This window comes from Paenibacillus sp. ACRRX (genome assembly GCF_022346885.1).
Taxonomy (GTDB): domain Bacteria; phylum Bacillota; class Bacilli; order Paenibacillales; family Paenibacillaceae; genus Paenibacillus_B.
Window position 1 is genome coordinate 1 of record NZ_JAKRNK010000028.1, and the last position, 573, is coordinate 573.

The 573-nt window shown below is 53.2% G+C and carries 4 tRNA genes and 1 rRNA gene; all 5 read left to right on the plus strand.

The features are described from left to right. Position 1 precedes the first annotated feature (1 nt). Positions 2-118: ribosomal RNA gene (rrf, locus tag MH117_RS26395) — 5S ribosomal RNA — on the plus strand. A gap of 63 nt (positions 119-181) precedes the next feature. Beyond that, a tRNA-Asn gene (locus MH117_RS26400) sits at positions 182-257 on the plus strand. 5 nt (positions 258-262) lie between these two features. After that, positions 263-338 (plus strand) — tRNA-Thr (locus tag MH117_RS26405). Positions 339-373: 35 nt separating this feature from the next. Continuing rightward, positions 374-448, plus strand: a tRNA-Glu gene (locus MH117_RS26410). A 4-nt stretch (positions 449-452) separates the two neighbouring features. Beyond that, positions 453-528 (plus strand) — tRNA-Val (locus MH117_RS26415). Positions 529-573: the final 45 nt, after the last annotated feature.

Sequence of the window (573 nt, forward strand, 5' to 3'; positions counted from 1 at the left end):
GTTTGGTGGCGATGGCGGAGGGGTTCCACGCGTACCCATCCCGAACACGACCGTTAAGCCCTCCAGCGCCGATGGTACTTGGACCGCAGGGTCCTGGGAGAGTAGGACGTTGCCAAGCAGTTGCCTTGATTATTTCGAGGCACGTCTGGACTCTCTAAGCGGGTCCTATGAGATTAAATGTTCCCTGATAGCTCAGTTGGTAGAGCACTCGACTGTTAATCGAGTTGTCACAGGTTCGAGTCCTGTTCGGGGAGCCATCTTTGCTCTCATAGCTCAGTAGGTAGAGTGCATCCATGGTAAGGATGAGGTCACCGGTTCGATCCCGGTTGAGAGCTCCACAAATTATTGCTATAATACATCTAAGAATAAGCATGGCCCGTTGGTCAAGGGGTTAAGACACCTCCCTTTCACGGAGGTAACAGGGGTTCGAATCCCCTACGGGTCACCATTATGGACGCTTAGCTCAGCTGGGAGAGCATCTGCCTTACAAGCAGAGGGTCGGCGGTTCGATCCCGTCAGCGTCCACCATAATATGCCGGTGTAGCTCAGTTGGTAGAGCGGCTGACTTGTAAT